The following is a 217-nucleotide window of genomic DNA, read 5'->3' as shown; positions in this document are numbered from 1 at the left end:
ACCGGCATCCACGGTTTTCCGGCCGGGGAATCGGGCGCGACCAGCGAGCACACATGAATTTTCAGGCCCGGACGCGCAGACGGGACGAGCGTACTGCTCTCGATCGCTGCAATCTGCTCCTTGAGCCAGATCTGTCGAAACTCATTGTTTCTGGCGGCATCCCGTTGCGCTTCACGGGCTTTATCGCTCATCTCGCCGCCGCCCAGCGCGTCAGTCA

Annotated in this window: 1 pseudogene; it reads right to left on the bottom strand. The window is 61.8% G+C overall.

Features of this window, described 5'->3' with window-relative positions:
* Positions 1-217, bottom strand: a pseudogene (locus ACM6IP_RS00965) (phospholipase); the annotation flags it as partial.

Origin of the sequence: Pseudomonas sp. IT-P176 (assembly GCF_949767245.1) — a bacterium.
Lineage (GTDB): Bacteria > Pseudomonadota > Gammaproteobacteria > Pseudomonadales > Pseudomonadaceae > Aquipseudomonas.
This window is presented reverse-complemented; position numbering and strand designations above follow the sequence as displayed.